At 71.0% G+C, this 19,677-nt stretch carries 21 protein-coding genes; 6 read left to right on the top strand and 15 right to left on the bottom strand.

The features are described 5' to 3' along the window. Positions 1 to 189 precede the first annotated feature (189 nt). From ACIQOU_RS33035 to ACIQOU_RS33000, 8 genes are all read right to left on the bottom strand, one after another. Positions 190 to 1,680, bottom strand: coding sequence for an FHA domain-containing protein (locus tag ACIQOU_RS33035; RefSeq protein ID WP_401543042.1), 1,491 nt, complete (start codon positions 1,678 to 1,680; stop codon positions 190 to 192). 58 nt (positions 1,681 to 1,738) lie between these two features. Continuing rightward, entirely contained in the window at positions 1,739 to 3,085 is a 1,347-nt protein-coding gene (locus ACIQOU_RS33030; protein ID WP_401543039.1) for a VWA domain-containing protein, read from the bottom strand. Between the two features lie 115 nt (positions 3,086 to 3,200). Next, positions 3,201 to 4,466 (bottom strand): PP2C family serine/threonine-protein phosphatase, encoded by a 1,266-nt coding sequence (locus tag ACIQOU_RS33025; RefSeq protein WP_401543036.1) that lies wholly within the window; start codon positions 4,464 to 4,466, stop codon positions 3,201 to 3,203. Next, positions 4,467 to 7,022, bottom strand: coding sequence for a tetratricopeptide repeat protein (locus ACIQOU_RS33020; protein WP_401543033.1), 2,556 nt, complete (start codon positions 7,020 to 7,022; stop codon positions 4,467 to 4,469). Continuing rightward, entirely contained in the window at positions 7,019 to 8,326 is a 1,308-nt protein-coding gene (locus tag ACIQOU_RS33015) for a hypothetical protein (RefSeq protein ID WP_401543031.1), read from the bottom strand. The genes ACIQOU_RS33020 and ACIQOU_RS33015 overlap by 4 nt, the downstream gene beginning before the upstream one ends. A gap of 178 nt (positions 8,327 to 8,504) precedes the next feature. Further along, positions 8,505 to 9,554, bottom strand: coding sequence for a glutamate ABC transporter substrate-binding protein (locus ACIQOU_RS33010; RefSeq protein WP_401543029.1), 1,050 nt, complete (start codon positions 9,552 to 9,554; stop codon positions 8,505 to 8,507). Between the two features lie 23 nt (positions 9,555 to 9,577). Next, the gene (locus tag ACIQOU_RS33005) at positions 9,578 to 10,996 is read right to left on the bottom strand and encodes a hypothetical protein (RefSeq protein ID WP_401543026.1); all 1,419 of its coding nucleotides are present in this window, start codon (positions 10,994 to 10,996) and stop codon (positions 9,578 to 9,580) included. Between the two features lie 337 nt (positions 10,997 to 11,333). Continuing rightward, positions 11,334 to 12,638 (bottom strand): helix-turn-helix domain-containing protein, encoded by a 1,305-nt coding sequence (locus ACIQOU_RS33000; protein WP_401543023.1) that lies wholly within the window; start codon positions 12,636 to 12,638, stop codon positions 11,334 to 11,336. A 183-nt stretch (positions 12,639 to 12,821) separates the two neighbouring features. Between ACIQOU_RS33000 and ACIQOU_RS32995 the strand changes: the two genes are divergently transcribed. After that, positions 12,822 to 13,286 carry a glycine-rich domain-containing protein gene (locus ACIQOU_RS32995; RefSeq protein ID WP_401543020.1) on the top strand — a complete coding sequence of 155 codons (465 nt, stop codon included), beginning with the start codon at positions 12,822 to 12,824 and terminating at the stop codon, positions 13,284 to 13,286. Between the two features lie 104 nt (positions 13,287 to 13,390). Continuing rightward, positions 13,391 to 14,146, top strand: coding sequence for a class I SAM-dependent methyltransferase (locus tag ACIQOU_RS32990; protein ID WP_401543017.1), 756 nt, complete (start codon positions 13,391 to 13,393; stop codon positions 14,144 to 14,146). Between the two features lie 979 nt (positions 14,147 to 15,125). Here the strand turns inward: ACIQOU_RS32990 and ACIQOU_RS32985 are convergent. Further along, positions 15,126 to 15,302, bottom strand: a complete 177-nt coding sequence (locus ACIQOU_RS32985) for a hypothetical protein (protein ID WP_401543014.1) — start codon at positions 15,300 to 15,302, stop codon at positions 15,126 to 15,128. On the opposite strand from ACIQOU_RS32985, the gene ACIQOU_RS32980 reads away from it, so the two are divergent. Next, positions 15,293 to 15,559, top strand: a complete 267-nt coding sequence (locus ACIQOU_RS32980) for a hypothetical protein (RefSeq protein ID WP_401543012.1) — start codon at positions 15,293 to 15,295, stop codon at positions 15,557 to 15,559. The two genes, ACIQOU_RS32985 and ACIQOU_RS32980, sit on opposite strands and share 10 nt — an antisense overlap. A gap of 459 nt (positions 15,560 to 16,018) precedes the next feature. On the opposite strand, the gene ACIQOU_RS32975 is transcribed toward ACIQOU_RS32980, so the two are convergent. The 6 genes from ACIQOU_RS32975 to ACIQOU_RS32950 form a co-directional block, all read right to left on the bottom strand. Next, positions 16,019 to 16,228 (bottom strand): DUF397 domain-containing protein, encoded by a 210-nt coding sequence (locus ACIQOU_RS32975; RefSeq protein WP_401543009.1) that lies wholly within the window; start codon positions 16,226 to 16,228, stop codon positions 16,019 to 16,021. Positions 16,229 to 16,319: 91 nt separating this feature from the next. Next, on the bottom strand, positions 16,320 to 16,532 hold the full coding sequence (locus tag ACIQOU_RS32970; protein WP_401543007.1) for a DUF397 domain-containing protein: 213 nt from the start codon (positions 16,530 to 16,532) through the stop codon (positions 16,320 to 16,322). A gap of 43 nt (positions 16,533 to 16,575) precedes the next feature. Beyond that, positions 16,576 to 16,785 (bottom strand): DUF397 domain-containing protein, encoded by a 210-nt coding sequence (locus ACIQOU_RS32965; protein WP_401543004.1) that lies wholly within the window; start codon positions 16,783 to 16,785, stop codon positions 16,576 to 16,578. Between the two features lie 91 nt (positions 16,786 to 16,876). After that, complete coding sequence (locus tag ACIQOU_RS32960) at positions 16,877 to 17,086, bottom strand: DUF397 domain-containing protein (RefSeq protein WP_401543001.1); 210 nt, start codon at positions 17,084 to 17,086, stop codon at positions 16,877 to 16,879. A 91-nt stretch (positions 17,087 to 17,177) separates the two neighbouring features. Then, entirely contained in the window at positions 17,178 to 17,390 is a 213-nt protein-coding gene (locus ACIQOU_RS32955) for a DUF397 domain-containing protein (RefSeq protein ID WP_401542998.1), read from the bottom strand. Then, positions 17,387 to 18,220, bottom strand: coding sequence for a Scr1 family TA system antitoxin-like transcriptional regulator (locus ACIQOU_RS32950; RefSeq protein WP_401542995.1), 834 nt, complete (start codon positions 18,218 to 18,220; stop codon positions 17,387 to 17,389). The genes ACIQOU_RS32955 and ACIQOU_RS32950 overlap by 4 nt, the downstream gene beginning before the upstream one ends. 352 nt (positions 18,221 to 18,572) lie before the next feature. Between ACIQOU_RS32950 and ACIQOU_RS32945 the strand changes: the two genes are divergently transcribed. The 3 genes from ACIQOU_RS32945 (at position 18,573) to ACIQOU_RS32935 (ending at position 19,674) form a co-directional block, all read left to right on the top strand. Then, entirely contained in the window at positions 18,573 to 18,869 is a 297-nt protein-coding gene (locus tag ACIQOU_RS32945; protein WP_401542992.1) for a hypothetical protein, read from the top strand. A 110-nt stretch (positions 18,870 to 18,979) separates the two neighbouring features. Beyond that, entirely contained in the window at positions 18,980 to 19,147 is a 168-nt protein-coding gene (locus ACIQOU_RS32940; RefSeq protein WP_401542990.1) for a hypothetical protein, read from the top strand. A 65-nt stretch (positions 19,148 to 19,212) separates the two neighbouring features. Continuing rightward, positions 19,213 to 19,674 carry a hypothetical protein gene (locus tag ACIQOU_RS32935; protein ID WP_401542988.1) on the top strand — a complete coding sequence of 154 codons (462 nt, stop codon included), beginning with the start codon at positions 19,213 to 19,215 and terminating at the stop codon, positions 19,672 to 19,674. Positions 19,675 to 19,677 lie beyond the last annotated feature (3 nt).

Below are 19,677 nucleotides of genomic sequence, written 5' to 3'. Positions count from 1 at the left end.
CGCACGGACCCGTCCTGTTGGCCTCCGCCAGACCGGCCCCGCCCCATCCCAGCGCCAGCTGCCCGCGCCCGTCAGCCGCAGCGTGGCTGTGCCGCTGGCCCCCGCCGGACTGGTCCCGGCTTACCTCAGCGCCAGCTGTACCCCGGCCGTCAGCCGTAGCCGGGCCCTACCGCTCGACCCGGCCCGGGCTTAGCCCCGCCGTATCGTGATTGTCGTCCAGGCGCCCACGTGGACCCTGTCGCCGTCCTGGAGGGGGATGGGGAGGAAGGGTTGGATGGGTTCTTCGCCGCCGTTGACGGTGGTGCCGTTGGTGGAGTTCTGGTCGACGACCGCCCAGTTGCCGTCCGGCTGTTGGACCAGGACCGCGTGCTGGTGGGAGACGCCCGGGTCCTCCGGCGGGACCGCCAGGTCGATGTCGGGGGTGTCGCCGGTGGAGTGGCGGCGGCGGCCGATGGTGACCTGGTTGCCGGTGAGCGTGCGCTGCTGCTCGGGGGAGTAGGCGGGCAGGTTGAGCCCCGTGGCCTCCGGTCCCGAGCGCTGCATCATCGCCATGAAGTACTCGCGGTCCGGGCCTATCGTCGCCGTCCAGGTCGCCGGTGGGGTCTGGGCGGGCTGGGCGCTCTGGGGCGGCTGGGGGTAGCCGTAGCCGCCCGCTGCGGGGCCTCCCTGGCCGCCCTGGCCGCCCTGGGGGCCCTGTGCTGCCTGGCCGCTCGTCGGGGGTGGGATCACCCAGTCGTCGTCGGCCGCGCCGAAGGCCTGGCCGCCCTGTTGCGGGAAGGGCGGTGGGGCCGGGGGGCCCGGCTGGTGGAACGCCTGCGGGGGCGCGGGCGGCGACGGCTGGCGGGCCGGGTTCGCGCCGAATTCCGGGGGGCCGCCGCCGAAGTTCGGGGGCGGGGGCGGGCCGGGGTTCGTGGCGAACGGGGGCTGGTCCGGGCGAGCGCCGAAGTTCGGGGGGCTCGGGGGGCCCGACGGGTTCTGCTGGTCAGGGCGGGTCGGGCCGTTGCCGAAGGGGGGCTGGGGCTGGTTCTGCTGGTCCGGGCGGGGTGGGCCGCCGGCGAAGTTCGGGGGGGCGGGCGGGCCGGGGTTCGTGGCGAACGGCGGCTGGCCCTGCTGCTGGTCGTCCCGGGGTGGGCCGCCGGCGAAGTTCGGGGTGAACGGGGGCTGGCCCTGCTGTTGGTCGGCTCGGGGTGGGCCGGCGCCGAAGTTCGGGGGCGGGGGCGGGCCGGGGGTCGTCGCGAACGGGGGCTGGTCCGGGCGGGACGGGTCGCCGAAGGGCGGGATCGGCTCGGCCGGGCGGTTCACCTGGGACGGGCGGGAGCCCTGGTACTCGTACGCGTCACCGCCGCCGTACGACGGGCCCGGCGGCTGCTGGAAGCGCGGGGGGCCCGGGGCGGGGCGCGGGGCGGCCGGGGTGTACGAGGTCGCCGTGTTGGTGAGGAAGTTCCACCGGCACTCCTCGCAGAACGGCGCGCCGCCCTCGCGGGGCGTACGGCACTGCGGGCACAGCTCGGGGGCCGCGGCCGGGTTCGGGCGTCCGCCCTGCGGCGGCGGGAAGCCGTAGCCACCGCCCGCCGGGGGCGGCGGCGGAGGCGGCGGGGGTACGGCACCGGCCATGCGGTGACCGCAGACCTCGCACCAGTCGTCGGAACCCGACTGGTGTCCGTTCGGGCAGGTCGGCATGTCGGCGCTTCCCCCTCTCTGTCAAAGCCTGGCTCGGTGGTTCAAGGTCGGCTCAGGATCACTTTTTTACACGAACGGTCTTTGTGGACCGGGTTTCGAGAGTCATCTCGTCGGCCTCCGCGACCTTCGCCTTCAGTCGCACAGTACCGGTCGCGGCGTCGACCACGTCCACCACCTTCGAAAGGAGTTTCGCGGTATCCGCGTTCCCGGAGGCGCTGGCGAGCTGAACGGCCCTGCCTAGTTTGGCCGTTGCTCCATCGATATCGCCCGCTTTGCGGAGATCGAGACCCTGTTGGATGACTTGGGCCAGTTCGGCTTGACCTGTGTAGTGGGCGACCTGGGCGTTGATCGACGTCGAGGCGGCCATGTCGTCCGTCCACACCGCCCGCACCAGGCCCTGCGCGCCCAACTTCTGTGCCGTTCCGTCGGGTTGGGGGATCACCAGGGAGATGCGGGCGGCGAGCATCTCCTGACCGAGACCGGCGGCCGGGACCTCCACGCAGACGTGGTAGTCACGGGACTCGTCGCCCCAGGAACCGGTGGGATAGTCGCCCGCACGCGGCCCCGCCTCGGTCCGCCGGTCGGTCAACTCCGTGACGGCGGGCGCGACTTGCTTGACGAACCTGATCGACGTGCCGACCGGCGTCCACACCCGCAGGGCGACGTCGGCGACCTCCTTGCCCATCGCGCCCTCCATCATCCGCGTGAAGTCGGCGGCGAGCTGGGCCGGGTCGGCGACGATGTCGGCGGTGCCGAGCAGCGCCGAGGCGATGCCTGTGACTTCTTTCACTTCCCAGTCGGTGCCGACGCCACGGGCGTCACAGGTGAAGCGCCCGGCACAGGCGTCCAGGGTGGCCTTCAGATCGACGGCCGACTCGTGCTCGTTGCGCCCGTCGGTGAGCAGGATGCCGTGCCGGATCGCCACGTCCGCCGACGCCAGCAGCCGGTCCGCCAGCCGCAGCCAGGTGCCGATGGCCGTGCCGCCGCCCGCGCTGAGCTTGCGCAGCGCCTGTCTGGCCTGGTCCCGGGTGGTGGCGTCGGCCACGGCGAGGCGGCCGCCGCCCGGGTAGACCTCCTTGGCGACATGGGTGCCGCCGATCACCGCGAAGTGGGTGCCGTCGCGCAGGGTGTCCAGGGCGGCGGCGGTGGCGTCACGGGCGTTGCGCATCTTGGTCGGCGGATAGTCCATCGAGCCCGAGCAGTCGACCATCAGGGCCACCGCGGCCGACGGGCTCCGGCCGGGCGAGTAGAGGGGGCCCGAGGCGCTCGCGCTGCCGACGGTGCCGCCGCCGGTGGCGGTGACCGTGACGATCGCGTTCACCTCACGGCCGCCCTCCGGCAGGTACTCGTTCTGGTACACGTCCACCGAGAACTGCGGCACGTTCGACTTCGAGAAATTGGCCATGCCTACTCACATCCCCCTCATACCGCCGGAGTCGGCGGAGTCCTGATGGGCGGAGTGCCCTGCGCCGCGGTCCGGTCCCCACCGGTCCGCCGCCGCTCGCCCCTGACGCGGCCCGCTAGGCCGATCCTGCCCCCTGGGGCACCACCGGGAACGGCAGGACCGCCACTGTTACGTTGTCGTGGCCCCCACCGTCCAGCGCGTGGCCGACCAGCACCCGGGCGCCGTGCAACGGGCGCGTGGCGGCGTCCGCCGGAACGGCCTCGGCCATCTCCTCGGCGCCCTCCGCGTAGTTCCACAGCCCGTCGCTGCACACCACCACCACGCCCGGCCGGTCCGGCTTGAACGACGCGGTGTGCGGCTCCAGTTCGTAGGAGTCCGCGCCGAGCCACCCGGTGATCGCGTGGGCCCGCTCGTCGGCGTACGCCTCGGCCTCGTTCATCAGGCCCGCCGCGACCATCTGGGCGGCCCACGAGTCGTCCTCGGTGAGCCGGGCGGCCGGCGCCGAACGGTCCACCGGCACCCAGTAGACGCGGCTGTCGCCCACCCAGCCGACGGTCAGCAGCCCCGGCGTGACGATCGCGCCGACCAGCGTGCACGCGGGCGCGTTCTGGTGCGGGCCCTGCTCCAGGGCGGTGGCGGGCTCGGCGGCCAGCGCGTTGACCGCGTGCGCGGCGGCGACGATGGCCTCGTGCATCGCCTGCTGCGGATGGGCCCCCTGGGGCAGCGCGGCGAGCAGCGACGCGCTCGCGGCGCGGGAGGCGGCCAGCGAGGCGTCGTCGGGGCGGGTCGCCGAGGAGACGCCGTCGCAGACGATCGCCACCGACACCGGGGAGCCGTCCGGCAGGGTGCTGGTGCCGAGGGCGAACGCGTCCTCGTTGCGGTGGTGACGCAGACCCCGGTCGCTCACGGCGGCGATCGGGCCGACCTCCTGCTCCATGTGGTCACGCTCACGCGGCTGGGCGTGCCCGCAGTTCTCGCAGTACCCGTCGTGATCGACGCGCCCGGCCCGGCACGCCACGCACACGGCGCTCGCCCCGCCCGGGCCCACCGGGGCAACGGGCGCCGCCTGCTCGGCCGTTCGCGGGTCCGGGGCCTGCAACGGGTACTCGTCGGGCTCGGCCGGGCGGTCGAAGCGCACCCCGGTCCCCGACGCGGCGGCGGGCGCGGGGGAGCTGCCCGCCCGGTCCGCGGGCGGCGGGACGGCCGACAGGGCCGAATCCGGCGCCGGTGGAACGCCGTCGAGGACGACGGTCGGCTGGTCGTCCGGGCGCGCCGGGACCGCCGACAGGTCGTATCCGCACGCGCCGCAGAAGCGGTCGCCCGATTCGAGCGGCCACTCGCAGCTCGGGCACGCGGTCAGTCGGGACATCTGCGACATCAACTACACCCACGTCCGGGGGCGGTAACGGTTGGCACGTTCCACCAGGTCGATCCTCTCCTCGCCACCGCGCGCCAGTCTGGCCAGCGTGCGGTACGAGCGCTCCAGGCCGAAGCGGAGTCCCCGCTCGTCGAGGGCGCTGCCGAGCAGCCCGCCGTGGGCCACCGGGCCCGTGCCCTGGCCTCCGGAGAGTATCCAGTCCAGGGCCGACCCGAGGACCTCGGCCGACAACTGCTCCCGGCGCGCCGGGTCGAGCCCGTACGCGTCCAGCGCCTCGACCTGCCCCGCCGAAGCGCTCAGGTCGTCCAGGAAGGGTACGTCCCCGGCGGCCGCGGTCCGTTGCCGCAGTCGCGCCCGCACCGCCGCGACCCGGGCCGCCGTGTAGTGGATGGACGACTCCGGCACCGATTCCAGGGTACGCACCGCCCCGCGCCGGTCGCCGCCGGCCAACTGCACCCGGGCGAGCCCGAAGGCGGCGCTCACATAACCCGGGTCCGTCGACCAGACCAGCCGGTAGTACTCGGCGGCGTTGTCCAACTGGCCCAGCACCTCCGCGCACAGGCCCAGCGCCAGCTTGGGCGCGATCTCGCCGGGGAAGGCGTCGTAGAGGGCGTCGAAGGCGAGCGCGGCCTCCTCCTGGTCGCCGGTGACCAGCGCCGCCGCACCCCGGTACCAGATCACCCGCCAGTCGTCGGGCCGCCCGTCCTCCAGCGCCGCCAGCGCGTTCAGGGCGGCGCCGAAGTCGCCGTTCTCCAGCCAGGCGCGGATCTGCCGCAGCCGGGTCTCCACGGACGCCGACGGGGCCGCCGCCAGGGCCGCGAGCAGCTCGGGCGGCGCGGTCGTCGAAAGGCCCGCCAGGAAACCGGCGTCGGGGTCGGCCGGGTCGATCCGGGGCACCGGCAGGGCGAGCGCGGCAGCGGCGGCGTCGACCGGCTCGACGAGGCCCGGCGCGAGGGACGGCAACGGCGGAACGGCGGTGCGGGACCGGCGTCGCACCCGCACCGGGCGGGCCCCCAGGCGCGACACGTCACCCTCCAGCGCCGGGAACAACTCCGTGTCGGTGACCTTCAGTTCGGGCCCGAACAGCGTCGACAGGGCCGGGCGGGCCCGCCCCGACTGGAGCGAGACGACCTCGCGCAGCACGCCCGTCAGCTGCTCGCCCATCTCCTGCGCGGAGGCGAACCGGCGGGCCGGGTCCGGGTCGGTCGCCCGCACCAACAGCCGGTAGAACGACTCGTACTGGCGGAACACCTCGATGCCGTCCGGGTCGGGCAACGAGTCCACGTAGGCGTTCGTATAGCCCTGGAAGTCGAACGTCAGCACCGCGAGCGTCCGTGCCACCGTGTACAGGTCGGACGCCACCGACGGTCCCACGTCGGCGACTTCGGGGCCCTGGTAGCCGACCGTGCCGTAGATCGCGGACACCTCGTCGTCCATGCGGCGCACGGCGCCCATGTCGATCAGCTTCAGCTGGTCCTCGGTCTGTATCGCGTTGTCGACCTTGAAGTCGCAGTAGAGCAGGTTGCGGCTGTGCAGATGGCCGAGCGCCTCCAGCGCCTCGATGCCGAACGCGCAGGCCTGCTCCACCGGCAGCGGATCACGCCGACCGTCCGCCGTACGACGGGAGTTGGCGATCTCCTTCAGCGACTTGCCGCCCACGTACTCCATGACGATGTAGCCGTCCAGGGAGCCGGTGCGCGCGTCCAGATGCTCGACGAAGTTGTAGATCCGCACGATGTTGGCGTGCTCGATCTCCGCGAGGAACCGCCGCTCGGAGATCGCCGCCTCCATCGCGTCCTGGTCGCCGGTGTCCAGGAGGCCCTTGAGGACCACCCAACGGTTCGACACCGCCCGGTCCACGGCGAGATACACCCAGCCCAGGCCGCCGTGCGCGAGGCAGCCGACCACCTCGTACTGGCCGTGCACCACGTCCTCGGCCTTCAGCTTCGGCACGAACGAGTACGGGTGCCCGCACTTGGTGCAGAACCCCTCGGTGCGCCCCGCCCGGTCACCGCGCGCCCGGCCCACCGGGGCACCGCAGTCGGAGCGCGAGCAGAACCGCTTGCGCTCCGGCACCTCCGGGTCGGCCAGCACCATCGCGCGCGGATCGGGGCGCGGCACGTCCGGCACCTGGACCAGACCGACGCCAAGTCGCCCACGGGAGGCGGTACTTGTGCCGGACCCCGAGCTGCGCACCGACACCGAACGGCTGGTGGAACGCCCCGACACGTCCCGCGAGATACGCCCCGACACCGAACGCCGGGACTTCGACGACTGTGAACTCCGCGCCGACGTACGGGAACTGGAGCTGTCGCCGCCCGAAGATCCCTGCCCCGAGCCCGAGTCGGCACCCCGGCCCACGCCCCGGCCCACGTTCTGGCCCACACCCTGGCCCTGCCGACGGCCGACCGTGACGCCGGTGGCCGGGGAGCCGACCATGCCGGTCGCCGACACCACCGGCGCCAACCCGCAGGTGTCGCAGTACAGTTCGCCGCCGCCGACGTCCTCGTACGCGCCCTCGCAGTCCCGCCGTTGGCAGGTCCGCAGTGCCTGGCTCATCGCCGTTCCCCCTCGCCGTTCCCGTCCTGGCCCAACACCCGGGGCCTGCCCAGGAGTTCGGCCACCGCCCGCTGGTAGCGCAGGACCGTCTGCTCGGCGACCCGCAGATCGCAGGGCGCGCTCCACAGCATCCGGCGGGCCGCGTCGTACCGTTCGATCAGCAGCGGGTCCTCGGCGAACCCGTGCCGGACCACCTTCGCCCGGTAGGCGTCGAGGCGTCCACGCAGTTCCGCGCGGACCGCGAGCGGCGCGGTGACCGCCGTCAACGACTCGCGGGCGCGCAGCAGTTCGTCCTCGGCCTTGACCTCCAGCGCCTCCAGGAGGGGCGAGAGGCGGTGCCACTGGGCGTGTCTGCGGTACTCGGAGGCCGCCGCCAGCTGCTCGTGCAGCGCGGTCGGCGGGCCGCTCACCACCGGCACCTCGGTCGCCGCGATCTTCGCGAGGACCTCGCCGCGCGCGGTGCGGGCCTCGGCGAGGGTGCGGTCGGCGCGGCCGAGCAGGTCCCGCAGCCGCACCAGGCGCTGTTCGGCGTCCTGGCGGACGGTGAGCACGGCGTCGATCTCGCGCCGCACGTCGTCCAGGGCGCGCGCCTCACGGTCGTACACCGTGGTGTCGGGCCGCCCGCCGCCGGGCGCCGAACTCCCGGACGCGGCAACCCAGTACGCCAGCGGATCGGACACCACCCGCTCGCGCAGCATGGTCAGCACACGGGTGATCCGCTCCAGGTCGTCGCCCGCCGGATGCTCGCCGGGCCGCACCCCCACGGAGTGCGCCAGCTCGCGCGTGCGGCGCAGCTCGGCGGCGAGCAGATCTATCCGCGCGGGCAACGCCGACCACACCGCGTCGGCCGCGACCACCAGGTCGAGACCGGCCGCGTACCGCTCGTTCATCCGGTCGACCAACGACTCCAGCGAGAACCGTTCGCTCAGCAGCGCGGGCGAGTCGGCGCCCCCGGCGAGCGAACCGGCGACCGTGACGGCCTCGCCGCGCAGCAGTTCCGTCAGCTCCAGCAGGTCCTCGCGGCTGGACCAGCGGCGCCGGGAGCGGATCGCGCGCGCGGCACGCAGGGCGCCCGTGTAGGCGTCGAAGTACGCCCACAGCTCGGTGATCGACGTCTCGGCGGCGGCCCAGCGGTCCTTGGTGACGCCGGTCAGCGCGGCGCCCTCCAGGAGGCGGCGGCCCGCGTGGTCCTGGAGGGCGAGCAGGGACGTCTCGATCGCCTCGTGCTCCGCGCCGAGCCGCGCCAGCGCACGGTCCACCTCGTCCCGGTCCATCACCGGCCCGGCGGGGTCCGTGACGCCCATCGATCACCTCTCGCAGCTGTCGGTCGAACGGTCGGAACGGACTTCGGAACGGACTTCGGAACGGACGGAACGGGCTTAAGGGCGGGGGCGGTTGAGCAGTCGCGGCGGGGCTGGTCGAAGTGGGCTGAGCGGGCGGGCAGTTGGAGCGGCCGGGTGGTCAAGGTGCCGGGCCGCCGGGTCACTTGTAGTGGGCCGTGGGTGGGGTCGCCGAGGTGGACTTCTCGTCACCCTGGTCCAGGGTCGGGTGCAGCCAGGTGGCGTACGACGTGCGCCAGCCGTCGGGGTCCTTGATGTAGGCGGCCAGGGTGCGGTTGACCTGCCGGACCAGGTCGTCGGCGCCGCGCTTCATCGCCACGCCGTAGTACTCGTCGGTGAACAGGCCGCCCTTCAGCTCCACCGTCGGGTCCTGCGCGGCCTGGCTGGCGGCGAGGGCACCGTCGGTGACGACCGCGTCGACCTGGCCGAGCTGCAACCGCACCAGACATTCCAGTTGGCTCGGGACGGTGGTGGCGATGTCGGCGGACGCGGGCAGGCGGCCGTTCTTGTGGTCGGCGACCAGCTCGTCGTGCGCGGTGGAACCGTCGGCCGAGCAGATCCGCTTGCCCGCGAGGGACGTGTCGTAGCCGGTGATCGTCGAGTTCTTCGGCGCCAGCACCTGCTGGCCGGTCCTGAAGTAGGGCGCGGAGAAGGCGACATCGGCGAGCCGGGCACAGGAGATGGTCATCGTGCGGACCACCATGTCGACCTCGCCGTCCTTGACCGCGTCGATCCGGCGGCTGGTCGGGATCGCCCGGAACTGCACCGCGTCCGGGTCACCGAGCAGATCCTTCGCGATCCGGTGGACCAGATCGATGTCGAAGCCCTCCAGCTGCCCACTCTCGCTGTTCGGGTCGAGATAGCCCCAGCGGTAACTGTTCTGGTCGACGCCCACGATCAGCCGCCGGTCCTTGCGGCCCTTGATGGCGTCCAGCGTCGGCGTCTTCTCACCGTCCCCACCGGACGGCGACAGGCTCTGGTCCTGCGGGTCCTCACAGGTGTCCGCGCGCGCCTGGACACCCCGGGCGAGCCCGGAACCCGCCCGGCCGGTGCCGCTCACCCCGGTGGCCTGGGTCAGGGGCAGCAGCAGCGCGCAGACCACGGCCAGGGCGCACAGGGTGGCCATCGCGCCGACCCCGCCCCAGCCGCGCACGCCGGCGCGCAGCCACGCCGTTCGCTCCCGTACGTTCATCCGCACGCCCCCTTCCCTCCCGCTCACCGGTACTCCGACAGCCTGCGCCCGATGCCGGCCACCGCGCCGGCCGCGCCCAGCACCGCGAGGATCGCGGCGCCCACCGGGAGCCCGGTGAACGCGTCCCGGCCGCCCCGCGCGGACCTCTCGAACTCGCCCTCCTCATGCGCGAGGGCCGACTTCAACGCCTCGTCGACGCCGTCGAAGACCACGCTCGTCGGGTCCTTCGAGGCGCCGATGACCCGGTCGCGGGCCGCCTGGTAGTTCCCGGAGTCGTTGTCCGCGCGGGCCAGGGCGTGGCGGGCCTGCCAGGTCTTCATGTCGGTGACGGCCTCCTCGACAGGCTTCTTTCCCGCCTGGTCGTCGGCAAGCCCCGCCGCCTTCGTCAACGCCGCCGAGAGCCGCGCGATCTGCCGGTCGTACCCCGCGTCGTACGCGTCAACGACCTTGCCGTCGACCGTCGTTGTCTCGGCGCCCCGGCTCACCAGCACGAGGTTCTCGTCGCTGCGGGCCGTCAGCGACGCGATCCGCGCGTCGTGCAGCACGTCCAGGGAGCGCACGCCGTGGTCGTAGGAGCTGTTGAGGCCCGCGCGGGCGACCGTGTGCCCGACGACCATCCACAGCAGCACGACGACGGTGGCGGCCGACGCGGTCACCAGGCCGTGGTTGAGGACCCGGTTCGTCCGCAGGTAGGTGCGGCGCTGTGTCCAGAGCAGGGCGGCCAGCGCGGCGAGTCCGAGCAGCGTCGCGAGCCAGGGGAACGACTTCGCGTCCGCGTAGTCCGACCGCAGCCGGCTGTTCTCCAACTGGTAGAGGCGTTCGGCGGCGGGCAGCATCTGCTGCTGCATGGTCTCGTTGGCGGTGCGCAGATAGGCGCCGCCGACCGGGTAGCCCTGCCGGTTGTTGGCGCGGGCCGTCTCGACGAGGCCCTTGTACACCGGGAGCAGGTCGTTCAACTCCGCGATGAGGGAAGCAGATGAGGACCCGGGGTCGGAGTTGGAGGCGGCCGTCACCAGTTTCGACGCGGCGTTCTTGATGTCCGCCTCGTAGCGCTCGCGGGTCGCCGGTTTCTCCTGGAGCCCGGCCAGATAGCCGCTGGACGCGGCGGTGTTGGCGTCCGCGAGACTCCGGTAGATGTCCGCCGCGTCCGAACTCAGCGGCTGGCTGGAGGTGAGCACGTCGTCGGCGGCCGACGCCCGGTCCGTCAACTGCCACGCCGTGACGGCCCCGAAGGAGACGACGAGAACGGCGAGGAGCGCGCCGATGACCCGCAGCCGGCCGGGCTCGGTGGTGGCCGCGGCCCGCAACTGATCGACGCCCTCCGCGAAGGCGGTGCGGCGGGCCGGGGGGCTGGACGGCACGGGAGGCACGGGCGCGGATGCCGGTGCCGGCGGCTGTGCCGGTGCCTGTGCCGGCACCGGTGCCGGGCTGGTTCTCGGCATCTGCGTCACTCTCGACCTCCCCCGTGGTCCTACGTCGCCGCAAGTATCGCTGGCAGTCCGAGCATTCGCACTGTCCCTGCCCATGTAAACGCCGGAGGAATCGGGTCGGTTCCGGGGGTGTTTGGGGGGCGCTGCGGGAGGGGGCGGGGGCGAGGGTGTCCTCAAGCGCCGGACGGGCTGCTTTGGCGGGGGTGCGTCACGAAGCTGGGGTCGGCGCCGGGCCGTTGTGTCCTCAAGCGCCGGACGGGCTGAGTTTTGGCGGGCGTGCGTCACGAAGCCGGGGTCGGCGCCGGGCCGTTGTGTCCTCAAACGCCGGACGGGCTGGTTGGGTCCGTCTTTACGTGGTGCGTTGACGGTCCTGCTGAAGTACAGCGGTACGCAGTTCACGAACGCCGCTCACGCGGGGGTGCCGTTCTGCCAGCTCGTGGATGAGGCGGCGGATGGCGGGTCGGTCCCGGACCTCTCCGGGGCTGGCGCGGTGTGCGGTCAGCAGCGCGTGGGCGGTCTGCGCCGGTCGCTGCCACGCCCACCATGCTCGCGCCATGTCGGTGCCCAGGCGAGCCTTGCGTTCGGCGGTCGGAAACTGCCCGGGACGCAACTCTTTCCCCGCTTCGAGGGCAGCGCCCGCGTCTCCGAGGGCCCAGTGGATGCCGACCGCATACAGGTCGACGGCGGCCGGGCTGATGGGGAACAGACGTCCTGCCGGGGCGGTCTGTGGCAGTCGGCGGGCGGCGCGATGGGCTTCCTCGGTCATCGCCAGTGCCTCGGCCCGGTGTCCGCCACGGGCGGCGGTGTAGGCCAGGGTGCAGAGCATCTGCGCGTACGCGGATGCCGACGCGTCGGACCGCAGGCCCGTGGCTTCCAGGCGGGCGGCGGCTGCCGACATGAGGCGCTGCGCTTCCTTGCTGCGGTCCTGGTGGCGCAGCACGATCGCCAACTCCCTGACGGCGGCGGCCGACGCGAGTGGGGAACCGGATACCTCGGCCCAGGTGCGGGCGCGGTCCGCCGTGAGCCGAGCCTGTTCGTAGGAGCCGACTTTGATCAGAACGGCTGCGGCGAGGCTGTAGACGGAGGACAGCCGGGCCTGATCAAGGTCGCGACGGGAGGCCACAGCGGCGTGCCCGTCGGCGATGAGCCCGGGCAGCGCGGCGAGCAGACGACCATGTGTGCCTTTGTCATACAGCTCGCGGGCGGTGACCAGCCGGGCGTTCAGCCGTCCGGTGCCGGTCTGCGCGGGAGTATCGGCCAAGGCCTCGTCCAGTCCCAGAAGGAGGGCGGCTGGTCCGGCGGCCGCCGTGGCGGTGATCAGCGTTCGGCGGCGCATCAGGTCCTCCTCGGCGTACGGGCTGGCCGTCACCTTAGTGGCCACCGGTGCTGTCGAGGCGGGTGGCGCCAGGGAACTCACCAGGATGTGTCGCGGTACGCCGACTTCGAGTGCGGCGCGGTGTACCAAAGCCAGGTCGACGACTCTGGCGCGGCGTTCCAGCCGGGAGACCGTGGCTGCTGAACATCCGAGCCGGTCGCCAAGTGCGGCGAGCGTCCAGGCTTGGTGTTCGCGGCCGAGGCGGATGAGAGCGCCAGGGCGCCGCTGCGCGGCCAACTCGTGTGCTCTTGTGCTGTTCCAGAGCGGGTCAACGGGCACCGGTCCCTCCCACGCCGCACGGCCGGGGCTTCCACGGTACGTATGCCGGGCAGAGTCGTCGAGAGAGCTTGCACATCGTGCAAATCCCTTGCACGGCAAGCAAGCTGATCACCACCGTCCCGTTCGGCGCGGTGTGCTGGGTGCAGAGCCCCGAACCGCGGGGCACCGTTCATCGGAGGCACCATGGCAACTGCTGTTGCATCCCTACCGGCCACCGATCCGACGACCGACAGGGACCGCTCGGTGCGGGAGGTCGTGAAGGCCAACCTGTGGGACAAGCAGGTCGGGCTCCTCGTCAGGGACTACCCGTACGACTCGCTCATGGCGGCCCGCGTCCTGGGCCAGGGGTACGCCTACTTGCTGACGGCGATGAAACACCGGGGCGCCTCCCTGGGCCTGGCTCCGAGCAAGCTCGTCGACATCGGCGTCCACACGATCATCCTTGACACCGTCGCGTACGCCGAACTGTGCGACCGCTTCAACGGCGGCTACTTCCTGCACCACGTGCCCGAGGTCGAGATGAAGAACGACGGCTCGGTGATGAGGACGGCAGACCTCATCGCGTCCGACGGCTGGGAGGTCGACCTGCCGCTGTGGGTGGATGCCGCAGGCTGCGGCCCTTGTCACCCCGGCAACGACGGGCACTGATCGAGGAGACGCGTGGGCCCCGGCTGCGACCGGGGCCCACGCTCGCTGGGTGAAACTTCCCGGAACCACCTCGTCGCGAGGCTTCACCCGCCAGGGTGGTGTGGGTGACGTTCACTTCGGCAGACCTCTGGCACCACTACGGCCGCACCCGCGCCGAAAGCGACCGAGAGGTGCCCGGGGTTTTCCGGTGGGGTTGGGGCCAGGACGGTGGCCCCGGACCGGAAGTCCTGGGCGACCTGGCCGGACGGGTCGTCGGCGACCTCGGTGCCGGGGGCGCTCGGCACGCCGCCCACCTTGCCGTTCATCACGACGCCGCGCAGGTCGTCGCCGTCGATGCCTCACCGGCGCAGTACGAGATGGCCACCGGGATGTTCGGTCATCTGGCGCCGCGCCTGAGCATCGTTCGGTCGGACGTCGTGTCGTACCTGCGTTCGGCGGCCGGTGGCTACGACGTGCTGTACAGCGTCTTCGGGGCGGTTGACTTCACCGATCCGCGTGAGTTGCTGCGGGCGGCGGCTCTTGCCCTCAAGCCGGGCGGGCGGCTGGTGTTCTCCACCCTGGCGCACTGCGTCGACGGCGCCCCCGGGCAGCCGGACGTCGTGGCTGTCGACGTCCGGGCGAAGACGCCGGAGGGGGAGGCGGCCACGATGCGGCGCTGGGTGCTCCAGGAACAGGTCTGGGCAAAAATTCTGGACGAGGCCGGATTCACCGGGGTCAACGTGGAGTTGCTGCCGTCCACGGTCGCGGGCCCGCATGCTGTGGACACGCTTCTGGTGAGCGCGGTTCGACCGTGGGCGTCCCCGGTCGCGAGGCCGCCAGAGACCAGAACGTTCACTCGTCGGCACAGCAACTGTGCGTGAGTGGGCGTTCGTTCTGTATCCCGAGGGTGAGCCGACGTCGGAGCAGTCTGACCGGTTCGACCAGGCGGATGCCCTTGCCGGTGGTGAGATTGGCTGGGAGCGGGATCAGCAGGGGACGCGGTTCCCTTGTGTGGTGGGGGCGTCCAGCTTGGAAGCGGCCGTGGCGTGGGCCGTTGGGGGCTGGGGGAACTCGGGGTGTCGGTCGCGCGGGTCGAGGCGGCGGGGTAGCCCCGTTGCTCCGGGGAGGAGGCGCGGGCGCGAGAGGCCACTTCGCCGTTCATCATCCACTGACGAAGGTGAACGACGTTATTTCCCGCAGATGTTGCATGGGACGGAATAGAGACGTCTGATCATGTTTCCGTTTTCGTCCGTCTCCCAGACGTCAGCTCTTGACCCGGGGCACCCGGGCACCGGGCATGAGATGTTTTCCTGCAACTGGGGCATGATTCACTCCCGTCTTGTCCGTCCCGCACAACCGGCATCCGGAACGGATCAGTTCGGACAAGCGGCCTCTGCTGTCGTACCGGTAGACGTCATGTACGTAACCGGGGCAACCCCCGGTGGCGCAGGGTGCGGCTCCGTGGAGCTGGCCGTAGGGGTGGGAATGGGTGGTGAAGGTGTCGCACCCCAGGCACTGGAGGGGATGGATTCCGTCTTCGTTGACCACGTATGCGATCGCCTGCGGATGATGGCAGTTCGGGCAAATGGCCGCCACGGTTACACGCCTCTCCAGTGAGACTGGCTGGGCGTTGCTCAACGAACGATCACCTGTTTCGTTGCGATCTGCCGCTATATTTACGGATTTTGCGATGCGGGGTCCTGTTCCGTTCTCCCTGTGTTCGGAATGTTCGCGTTCGAGTACGCAGGCCGCTTGGGCGTTTCCGGGCGTCCGCCGGGCGTGACGGAGGGGGAGTTGGGGCTGTCCTCGGACCGGCACCGGGATCGTTTCCCGCGCGGTGTCCTGTCGTGCCGTTGCTCGTTACGGGGGCATGACGGAGATCGCTGTGTGGACGGCGATCGGCATCCGAAGCCGGATACGGAAGCCGCTCTGCGACGAGCTGAGATACGTCATCTGCTGTCCGTGTCCCGCCAGCACCAAGGTGTGGTCCACGCCGACGAACCAGGGCACGGAGGGGAGGAAGATCGATGAGTTCACCCGTCGGCACAGCAACTGTGCGTGAGTGGGCGTTCGTTCTGTACCCCGAGGGTGAGCCGACGTCGGAGCAGTCCGACCGGTTCGACCAGGCGGATGCCCTTGCCGGTGGTGAGATCGGCTGGGAGCGGGATCAGCAGGGGACGCGGTTCCCTTGTGTGGTGGGGGCGTCCAGCTGGGAAACGGCCGTGGCGTGGGCCGTTGAGCGGCTGGGGGAACTCGGGGTGCCGGTCGCGCGGGTTGAGGCGGCGGGGGAGTAAGGAGGGGGCCGGGCCTGTCTGGTCGGTCCTGGACGTGGCCGCGTCGTGGGTTCCGGCCTGAACGGCCTCGCCCTCAAGCGCCGGGCGGGCTGGCTTTTGGTTGGCCTGCGCGCTGCGAAGTGCGGTTGGGTATTGGGCCATTGAGCCCCCAAACGCCGGGGGTATTGATGAAGTCGGCGTAGCCACAGTCCAGTTCAACGCCGGAGAGGCCGAGCGCGACGCCCCCGTGTCCCACGAGGCCCTCAACGACGCTGCCCGCGTGGTCTCCCAGCTCAACACCCTGCTGGACGCCCGGGCCCACCGAGCCCCTGGGCAACCACTCCCGTCCCGGACCACCGAACCAACCGTCCTGCGCTGCCCCGCGTCCGCAGCGGCGGGCGACCGAGGCCCCGGACACCGCGCCCGCGGACGAGTAGGCGGGCCCGGCCTCCGAGGCTCGGTTGCGTGGCGGTACCTGGTCTAGAGGTCGAAGTTCCTTGCAACGTCGATGAGTTGGGCCCAGCTGGTGGTGGTGAGGGTGAGGCGGGGGCCGTGGGGGGTCTTGCTGTCGCGGACGAGGACAACTCCGTTTTCTTGGGCGTGTTCTGGCGCCCATTGGAGGCACTCGCCACCGTTAGCTTGGCTGTAGGTGGAGCTTGTCCAGACCTCTGCGATATCGACTCGGTTCATGAGTGCCACTCCTTCACAGCGAAGTTGAACAGCCCCGCCGCGTAACCGGGTTGGGAGAGCGGCGGGGCTGGGTTGTGCGGCGAGGCTTGGGCTACACGTCGGAGTTGCGGGCGACGTCGATGAGTTGGGCCCAGCTGGTGGTGGTGAGGGTGAGGCGGGGGCCGTGGGGGGTTTTGCTGTCCCGGACGAGGAACTCGCCCGTGGCGACCGCGTGTTGTGGGGCCCACTCGACGCACTGGCCTTCGCCACCGCTGTAGGTGCTCTTGATCCATCGCAGGGGCTCAGGGTCGAGGTTGTTGCTCATCTCGCGTGATCCTCCATGGCCTTGGAAACAGCTACTGGTCGGGTCAGCTGTGCTGCTTGGCGAAGTCGACGAGCGCAGCGAAGCTGTTGGCGGTGAGGCTCAGTCGGGGGCCGTTCGGGTTCTTGCTGTCCCGGACGAGCACAACTCCGGTCGCCTGGGCGTGTTCTGGCGCCCACTGGATGCACTCGCCGCCGTTGCTGCCGCTGTAGGTGGAACTGAGCCAGCCGTGCTCCGGGATCGGTGCGTGAGTCATGAGTTCCGCTCCTTCGCAACGGAGTTGAGTAGCCCCGTCATCTCCCCATGGTGGGGCGGTGACGGGGCTCTCCGGTAGGGCGAAGTTTGGACTACACGTCGGAATCGCGGGCGACGTCGATGAGTCCGGCCCAGCTGGTGGCGGTGAGGGTCAGCCGGGGGCCGTGCGGGTTCTTGCTGTCCCGGACGAGGACAACTCCGGTCGTCTGGGCGTGTTCCGGCGCCCACTGGACGCACTCGCCGCCGTTACCTTGGCTGTAGGTGGAGCTTGTCCAGACTTCTGCGGTGTCGACTCGGTTCATGAGTATCTCTCCTTTGCGACGAAGCTGAACAGCCCCGCCACGTACCCGGGTTGGGAGAGCAGCGGGGCTGGGTTGTGCGGCGAGGCTTGGGCTACACGTCGGAGTTGCGGGCGACGTCGATGAGGCCGGCCCAGCTGTTGGCGGTGAGGGTCAGCCGGGGGCCGTCAGGGTTCTTGCTGTCGCGGACGAGCACAACTCCGGTCGTCTGAGCGTGTTCCGGCGCCCACTGGATGCACTCGCCGCCGTTGTTTCCGCTGTAGGTGGAGCTGAGCCAGCCGTGCTCCGGGAGCGGTGCGTGGGTCATGAGTAACAGTCCTTCGAGATGGAGTCGATCAGCTCTGCCGACTCGTCCAGCGGCGCGGCCATGGCCGTGAGCAGATCATAGGCTTCCTGGCCTGTTGTGACGTCGCCTGGTTCGGCCAGAACGTAACCGCGAGGGAACCCGTCGACGTGCACCACGTCGGCTCCCTCGCTAAAGGAGAGCAGGCCGAACGGGCTGTGGTAACCGTGGTGCCGACCTCTGTCGGGAATGATCTGCACCCGATGCCGGGGAACGGCTGCCAACTCCCGCAGATGCGTGAGCTGGCCACGCATAACTGCTGGATCACCCACGCTGTTCCGCAACACGGCTTCATTGAGGACCAGTCTGAGACTGGCTGGGGGTTTGTCCTCGCGATCCAGAATGCGCTGTCGCTCCATGCGAGCGGTGATCAGGTCGTCCAGGTTGTCCGGCCGACTGGTCCGCAGAACCGCGCGAGCATACTCCCGGGTCTGGACGAGCCCAGGAAGTAGCTGCGGGTGGAACATCTTCACGACCGTGGCTGTGCATTCAAGTTCGACGTAGTGCCGGAACCAGGGCGGATAGGCATACCGGATCGCCAGCGGCCACAGTCGCGCGAACCGCCCGTTGGAGTCCGGGAAGGCGCAGTCGCACGCCTGCGCGAACTCCAGTTGTGGAACCCGGCTGCCGGTCTCGATCTTGGCGACCAGTGAGGGGCCGCAGTTGGCTTCCTTCGCCAGCTCAGGGCGTGACATTCCCAGGCGCTCGCGCTCGATCTGCACCTCGCTGCCGAAGTGCTTCAGCGCCGACCACGCGGGGTCCGTCGGGTCCGTGTGCTCATTTTCGACACTCACTCAAACCCCCGAATTCCCTTCCGTCCATCGGACAGTTGCGATTGTCCATCGCGAATCCCTGGTGGACGCACCCACGGACACCCACCCTTGTGTAAACACTACGCAACTGTAAGTCACGGAAGGGCGCGGTCACATGGCGAACGAACTACCCAAGCGGGTTCCCCGCCCCGAGGGCGTCGAGGAACTGGATGCCGCTATCACCCGAAGGGATTTCTTCCGCGCGGCACCCGACGAGTGCCCCCTTCCCTCGTGGCTGTCGCTGCCCCCGTCCGCCGCGCCCAGCGAAACGACCACCACGCCAACTCACGCTCTCCTCAAGGACGTTGAAGCGGGCCTGATGCGAAATCTGCCCGTGAGCGACAGCGTCGACGTACCGGCGACACGGAGCACGTCGGCACTGGAACCCGTGCCCGTGGACGGGTGCCGGATCTGCGAAGCCGCCGTGGAGGGGCGGGAGTTGGCCCATGAGCGGGGGCTCACCTGGACCGCCGGGGAGCTGAACGCGATCATCACGCAGCACCCGCATCGACGGGGCGTCGACAAGGCCCTTGTCGCCACCGACGACCGGTCGTTCAGCGCCGTGATGCGACGCCTCCGGCCCCTGGTGGAAGAAGCGAACTGGCATGTTCACAGAAGGCCGACCGAATGAGGGGCACGGGCACAACTCGGTTTCCCCGGCGGCCTCCTGAGATACCCCCGGGTTTCCGGTCCGCCGCCGACATAAGCGTCGGGGACGTCGTCGTCGACAAGGACAACGAGATGCCCGCCGTGGTCGCGAACATCGAACACCGCGTCGTTTTCCTGGCTCGCCCCACCGGCCTTGAATGGCACGTCCCCTGGACCCGTATTCGCCCGGCGACCGAATGGGAGAAACATCAACTGGTCGCCCTCGGTCAACTCCACGCCCAGCGCCAGAAAGGCGCGTGACAAGCACCTTCCCCGTCCCATTCCCCCGCATTGCCGAACCCCCCGCCCGCGATGGACCGTTGGAAGTGAGAAGAACCGTGCGTCGCCGCACCCATGACGAGAAAGCCGCCGCGCGTGAAGCCGCCCGCGCGGACATGGACGCGATCATCAAGCGCTATCAGGCCAAGGAACCGGTGTCCTGGATCGCCGGCGCCTACGGCGTCACCGCCGGTTGGCTGACCCGTTGCCTGGAGGAGTGGGGCGTGCCCCGACGGCCCCAGCACGAGGTGCATGACCAACGGCGCCCCTCCGCACACGTGTTCCGGGGACGCGCCCCGCGACGGACTCCCGTCCAAGTGCGCGCCGCGAAGGAGAAGTTCACCGACGCCCGCACGGACGTGATCGCGCGCTACACGAACGGCGAGTCCACCTCCTCCCTCGCGCGCGAGTTCCAGGTCGGCCACGAGTGGATCGCCGACCAGCTCGACGCCTGGGGCGTGCCCCGCCGGAACCAGTCCGCCGCCCGCTCCGGCAAGAAAGGTGGGTGACGG

The sequence above is a fragment of the Streptomyces sp. NPDC091279 genome (assembly GCF_044757465.1).
Classification (GTDB): domain Bacteria; phylum Actinomycetota; class Actinomycetes; order Streptomycetales; family Streptomycetaceae; genus Streptomyces.
Note: the sequence above shows the minus strand (reverse complement) of the source record. Positions and strands in the feature narration are given on the sequence as shown.